Below are 6,538 nucleotides of genomic sequence, written 5' to 3' on the forward strand. Positions count from 1 at the left end.
TATAGTTAAATAAATTTACATTTTAAAAGGAGATAACTTAAATGAGTGAAAAATTAATTGGAATCTTAGCTGGAATGGGCCCAAGGTCAACAGCACCATTTGTTGATTTGGTCGTTGATGAATGTCAAATTCAATATGGAGCAAAATACGATGATGAGTTTCCTAAAATGATGATATATTCTTTACCTACCCCATTTTACATTGACCGTCCAATAGATCATGAGCTTATGAGAAAAACTATAATTGAAGGATTACAAAAGCTTGAATCAATCGGCGTGAGTTTTATTGCAATGCCATGTAATTCAGCACATATATATTTTAAAGAATTGAAAGAATCAATTAATGTTCCTTTATTAAATATTGTAGAGGAGACTGTTAAAAAATTGCCTGTAGTTTCACAAAAGGTAACTCTATTTTCAACAAGCTCAACATTTGAATCTACAATTTATCAAAAAGGTATAATAAATAGTGGTCATGAATTTATTTTTAAAGACGAATGGCAAGTAAAATTAAATAATCTTATTCAAAATATAAAAATAGATAAAGAAAATACACAGAATGTGGATATTTGGAATGAACTTATTGAAGATGTAAAAAAGGAATCTATTGAAAATATAGTAATAGCTTGTACTGATTTAAATGTAGTATTAGAAAAAGCACCTCCTTTAATTAATATTATTGACTCATCAAAATGCTTAGCTAACGCAGTTGTCAGTAAATATTTAGAATTGGACAAATAGAGTAATAGGAAGTTGCCTATATTATAAAATAGAAAGGAAGTGAGTATTTTAACGGCTTTAATGATTATAATATTCTTGCCCGCTAAAGATAGTTTATGGAACCAAAGTTATATATAGCAAGAATAATTTCCAGGGAAATACAAAATTATATCTCAGAATTTATAGGTTATAGCACTCAAGGTAAGTGCCTAAAAATTCAGTTAATGAGTTAAAGTAGAATTATTGGTAGGTAGGGGAAGTAAGTATACCAAGGTAATTTACTTCCCTATTTTACATAAATAATTTTGAAACTAAGCAAAAATGTCCACCAAAGCAATTGCTATAAACATTAAACCACCTATTAGATCTGCTTTTTCCTTTAGTATAAGTCCAAGTTTTCTGCCGATGAGTATTCCAGTAAAAGCTGTAATAAAGAAGGTTATTGCTAGTATTACTAATACTTCTACAATGTTAACTTGGAAAAGACCAAAACTTACTCCGGCAGCAAGTTCATCAAAACTGACCAGCAGTGCCAGAATGGGGAAAAACTTATGGTCTAACTCTTTAGATTCATAATTCGCTTCTTTTCTTTCTTTAATATATTGAAAAATCATTCTTACTCCAATAAATAGTAATAGCCCAATAGCAAATAGGCTGCTATATTCTGCTATATATCCTTTAAATTTTGAGCCTAAAAACCATCCCAAAGCGGCTACAGTTGTTTGCACAACACAAAAGTAGATACCTATATAAAAAGCGCTTTTCAATTTTTGCTTCTTTGTTAAAATCCCACCAGTAAAAGAAAGTGTAAAACCATCAATTGATAGACCAAGTGCTGCGAGGAATATTACAAAAATACTCATAAATTTCCCCTCCACTCATTTATTAATCTTGAGTAAATCTCTTATTAAAAATTTGTCCTAAAGTCTAATTTATACTATTGAGAAAGGTTAGAAGATGTTACAATATATGATGAGAAACCTTGAACAGCTAAGGAATAAACTGGATTATAAGTAATAACTCTAAAAAATATAATCTATTAATCATACAGACTTTTGAAGGTGTAAAAAGTAGTATTTCTCTGTTTTTTTACTAGTGTGAAAATAATATATTTTCACGCAAAGAGTTCCGCTAAGTTTATATTTATGGTAGGATATACTAGATGTGTTTTTACAACCTAGGGGGGGATTCAAAATTGATGTTAAGTGATACTATAAGTCTCAATTCAAGAAGCTTTATGAAACCTTTAATAACAAAATTCTTAACAATTTTAATTTTATCCTTTTTTACTGCAATCTTTATACATAATACAGTAGTAAAATATCTAAATGTATATTATACGGTTTTAGAGTTAACATGCGTATTTATAGCTTTATCAATATTCATATCTGTATGGTACTTATATAGCCGCAACTCAGTGAGCTATAATGTACTAGGCTTTGGATTTTTAGCAGTTGCTATTTTTGATGTTTTACACATTGTTTACTATTTAAATCCAGCTTATAATCTAAACTTCGATATTTCTTTGAAATTCTCGATATTGGGTAGAGCTGCCGAATCTATAGTCTTATTTTTGTCCATAGAATTAGTTCGAATAAAATTAAAAAAATGGATGAGTCTCTTTATTACCTTAAGTATAGTTTTAGGTGTATCCTACTTTGTAGCTCTTTATAATGATTATTTGCCTATACTACTAACTAATAACGGAGTTGCACCTATAAAAGTAATACTAGAGTGTGGAATTATATGTATGTATATAATGAGCTTATATGAGATAAAAGATAAGTTATGTTATGAAGGCGTAATAACATATAAGTATATTTTTATATCGCTGCTTATAAGTGTTTCTACTGAAATTTGTTTTACCCTATACACCACAGTGAATTCAATTTCATGGATTATTGGGCACATATTGAAAGTTTCATCTTACTATTTCCTTTTTAAGGGTATTTTTATCAGCACAATACTTTATCCCTATGAACGACTGGAAACAGAGCATAAAAATTTAGAGAAAACAACTAAAGAGTTAAAGTATACTAGTGAGACTTTAAAAGATTTACTTGACGCACTTCCAATAGCGGTAAAGGAATATGATCTCAATGGAAAAGTAAGATATGTTAATAAAAGATTTGAAGGATTATTTGCCTGTAACAGAGATGAATTATACGGGCTTACAGAGGAAGAGTTTTCAAAGAAGTTTCCAAGTAAATTACTTGAGCATAGAAAAGACACAAAAAATATTGTCAGAACCTATAAAAACCTAAAGGGTGACAATATTAAGCTTTCAATAAATTCTAAAAGAGTTAGAAATGGTGTATTGGTATTTTTTAGTGAAACAAAGAAGGAGCAGGAACTTGAAAATTTACATATACAAACGGAAACAATACTTAAATCTATAGACAACTGTATATTAATGCTTGATAAAAATGGAAAGGTTGTTCTTTGTAATAAAGCCTTAGAGGAAGCACTGGAAACAAGCAGAGAAGATATTATTGACATGAATATAGATAAATTAAAGCAATTGGTAAAAGTTAATGTTATAGAACCTTCCGACTTGATATTAAAAGATAACACAAAAAAGCAGTTTTATCAGATATCAATATGTTCTTTCAAAGGTAATAAAAAAGATATGTTGGTTGATTTAACTGCCATTAGAAATGTGGACAGAGATATAATTGGAAGCATAGGCATAGGCACCGATATAACGGAATTTAAAAAGGAGCAGCAAAAACTAATACAGCAGGAAAAGCTGGCGTTGCTTGGGCAAATGGGTGCGGAGATAGTCCACGAAACTAGAAATTTTCTTACAACAATTAAAGGTAGGAGTCAATTAATAAGTGCTGTGACACAAAAACAGGATGTTAAGAAACATGCTTTAAAGATAAATGAAGAAGTTGATGAAGTGAACAGAATTATTAGCGAATTCTTATTTCTATCAAAACCAAGAGAAACCGAGCTGATGGAAGTTTCTATGATTGACATATTTCAATCCATAAAAAGTATGGTTAAGTCATCCTCCCTTGTAAAAGGCATTGATGTTGATTTTCAGTTATCAAAAGAAGAGCGTTATGTCATGTGTGATGAGGCAGAATTAAAGCAGGTTATATTAAATATCTGTAAAAATGCTGTAGATGCAATGATTGATAAAACCAATGCAAAACTCAAAGTTGAAACTGGTTTTAATGAATCAGCAAAGGAAATGTTTATAAGAATAACGGATAACGGGGTAGGCATATCGGAAGAAAATTTAAAGAAAATAGGTACGCCGTTTTTTACGACTAAAAGAAATGGTACTGGCTTAGGATTGAATGTCTGCTATAAAATAATAAAGGAGCATAAGGGAAAAATAGAAGTAGAAAGTATTTTAGGAAAAGGGACAACTTTTTCTATTATACTGCCTTGCATAGAAGATATAGATGATGAGGAATTCATATAAAGTTCTCCAAGACTTTTCATTTAGGATGTTAAAGGAACTAAGGTAGGTCTTCTGAAATTAATGGATAAAACTAAGTCGAGTGTATATTATATTAAATAATGAGCATACTAGAGAATAGATAATCATTACTATGTATCTTTGAAGTGAACATATAGTTAGTTGCTTTTCTATATCGATGTTCATGATAAGATAATACATGTCGCTTGAAGGAGCAGCAAACACAAAACAAGAAATTGTTCAATACAATATATAACATCGCGGGGTGGAGCAGCTGGTAGCTCGTTGGGCTCATAACCCAAAGGTCGTAGGTTCGAGTCCTACCCCCGCAACCAAAAAGTATTGATAACAAATTATATGAAGCTCCACTGCTTAGCTTCATAGTTTGAAAAGAAATTCAGTAAAGCTTCAAGAACTATTCCAAAATGGATATAGAAGGTACTGAAAATGCTTATAAGAGAATTGTGAAGTTCATTTTATGAATAGAATTTAGAAATTCAGATGACTGCTTAATAAAAATTTGGCAGTCATTTATATTTTTATGTAATTAACTTATGAAGGTCACAATGGACGTAAAAAGAACAAAACAAAAAACACTTAGGTAAAACCTAGTGTTTTCAATATGCGACCAAGTCTATAAGCCGAGTTCTGTATTTGACAATCATCTATCTAGGCCTACTGTTACCAGTAGGCTCAAGCGATACTAACGAGAAGTGGAACGGGCCGCCCCTTGATACTTCTCAATCTTGCTCCAGGTGGGGTTTACATAGCCGCAAAGTCACCAATGCGCTGGTGAGCTCTTACCTCACCTTTCCACCCTTACCGAAACAAAGCTTCGGCGGTATATCTCTGTTGCACTTTCCTTCAGGTCACCCTGACTGGGGGTTACCCAGCACCCTGCCCAATGGAGCTCGGACTTTCCTCTCCTGTGTTTTCACAGCAGCGATTGTCTGACTTACTCGCAGATATTATAATATCACAGTATAAATAAAATTACAAACAGTGTTTAGTACCAAGATTAGATAATACTAGCTATATTGCTATTTATCTAAAATAACAATATAGCAGATTACAACTTATTTATACTCACTATGTTGAAGTGTTGCATTAGTTATTATAAAATGGGGATTAATAAGTATGAATTTAAATTAGGGAAGAGGGTAATTGTATGGATAAAGCTAAGTTACAAAGAGAGTGGTTGAAATCTAATTTTAATTTACTTAATAATATTGAAACAGATCAAAAACAAAAACTGCCACAACCACCACTTCAAAAGTTTGTAGAAGAAGATGCAGAAATAATTGTGCTTCCAGAAGTAAATAAGGATGTAATAACCAAAATGAATATTTTCGATTGTTTAATGGATAGGAAAAGTAATAGAATTTATACTGAAGAAAGTCTATCCTTAGAAGAACTTTCATTTTTATTGTGGAGTACTCAGGGGGTAAAAAAGGTTGTTGGAAAAGTAAATTTTGCAACCTTTAGAACAGTGCCTTCAGGTGGAGCAAGACATCCCTTTGAAACCTATTTAGTGATAAATAGAGTAGAAGGACTAAGAAAAGGAGTATATCGCTATTTATCTTTAGATCATAAACTTGTCTTTATGTTTGATAAAAATAATATGGAAGAGGAAGTAAAAGAAGCTGTTTCAGGACAAAATTTCATTGCTAGTAGTGCAGTTATATTTGTTTGGAGCTGTATCCCTTACAGAAGCGAATGGAGATATGATATATCTGCTCATAAGACCATTCTTCAAGATTCAGGACATCTTTGTCAAAACCTGTATCTGGCATGTGAAGCTATAAGCTGTGGAACTTGTGCAATAGGAGATTATAACCAAGATATAATTGATAAGTTTTTGATGCTTGACGGAAAAGATGAATTTGTTATTTATGCTGCACCAGTAGGAAAGGTTAAAACTGAATGATGTTTGGTACAATACAGAAATACTTAGTTAATGGCCTTACAAGTGGTGCTGTAAAAGGGTAAATAAAGCTTATGTATTTTATAAGCAGATAGAAGTTTATTATGTTAAATAAAAGCTATGATCAGAAAAAAATGGTCATAGCTTTCATATTCTTTAGGAAAGCAAAGGTCCTGTGGATAATTTATATAGCTTTGCTGTTTTAAGCCTCATAGTAATGCTATAATGTATTATAAAATTATTAAGATGGTTTACTATTATGTCAAAGTTTATCCGATCGCTACCATTGCTAACACCCCCATCTTTGTAGGAAACTCCTTATCCTATTGTCGAAGGAGTAAGCGATTCGCACTAAATCAGCACTCTGTGTAAGCGATCATCTCAAAAACAGCACTCTGTGTAAGTGATCATCTCAAAATCATAGATTTTGGATGCCTGCTTAAGATTTAGGCTCTCTGCTTA

General features: G+C 31.5%; 4 protein-coding genes, 1 tRNA gene and 1 other RNA gene. 4 read left to right on the top strand and 2 right to left on the bottom strand.

The features are described 5' to 3' along the window. Positions 1 to 41: 41 nt before the first annotated feature. Positions 42 to 740 (top strand): aspartate/glutamate racemase family protein, encoded by a 699-nt coding sequence (locus I6U51_RS22035; protein ID WP_211144712.1) that lies wholly within the window; start codon positions 42 to 44, stop codon positions 738 to 740. Between the two features lie 290 nt (positions 741 to 1,030). Here I6U51_RS22035 and I6U51_RS22040 read toward each other — a convergent pair whose 3' ends face one another. Next, a complete protein-coding gene (locus I6U51_RS22040) occupies positions 1,031 to 1,582 on the bottom strand; it encodes a manganese efflux pump MntP (RefSeq protein ID WP_211144713.1) in 552 nt (183 codons plus the stop codon). A gap of 335 nt (positions 1,583 to 1,917) precedes the next feature. On the opposite strand from I6U51_RS22040, the gene I6U51_RS22045 reads away from it, so the two are divergent. After that, a complete protein-coding gene (locus I6U51_RS22045; RefSeq protein WP_246517608.1) occupies positions 1,918 to 4,155 on the top strand; it encodes an MASE3 domain-containing protein in 2,238 nt (745 codons plus the stop codon). Between the two features lie 256 nt (positions 4,156 to 4,411). Next, positions 4,412 to 4,487, top strand: a tRNA-Met gene (locus I6U51_RS22050). A 286-nt stretch (positions 4,488 to 4,773) separates the two neighbouring features. On the opposite strand, the gene rnpB is transcribed toward I6U51_RS22050, so the two are convergent. Continuing rightward, an RNA gene (rnpB, locus tag I6U51_RS22055) (RNase P RNA component class A) lies at positions 4,774 to 5,114 on the bottom strand. A 206-nt stretch (positions 5,115 to 5,320) separates the two neighbouring features. Here rnpB and I6U51_RS22060 point away from each other — a divergent pair. After that, complete coding sequence (locus I6U51_RS22060; protein WP_211144715.1) at positions 5,321 to 6,079, top strand: SagB/ThcOx family dehydrogenase; 759 nt, start codon at positions 5,321 to 5,323, stop codon at positions 6,077 to 6,079. Positions 6,080 to 6,538 lie beyond the last annotated feature (459 nt).

It is taken from the genome of Clostridium aciditolerans (assembly GCF_016316925.1).
In the GTDB taxonomy this organism is placed as follows: domain Bacteria; phylum Bacillota; class Clostridia; order Clostridiales; family Clostridiaceae; genus Clostridium_AM; species Clostridium_AM aciditolerans.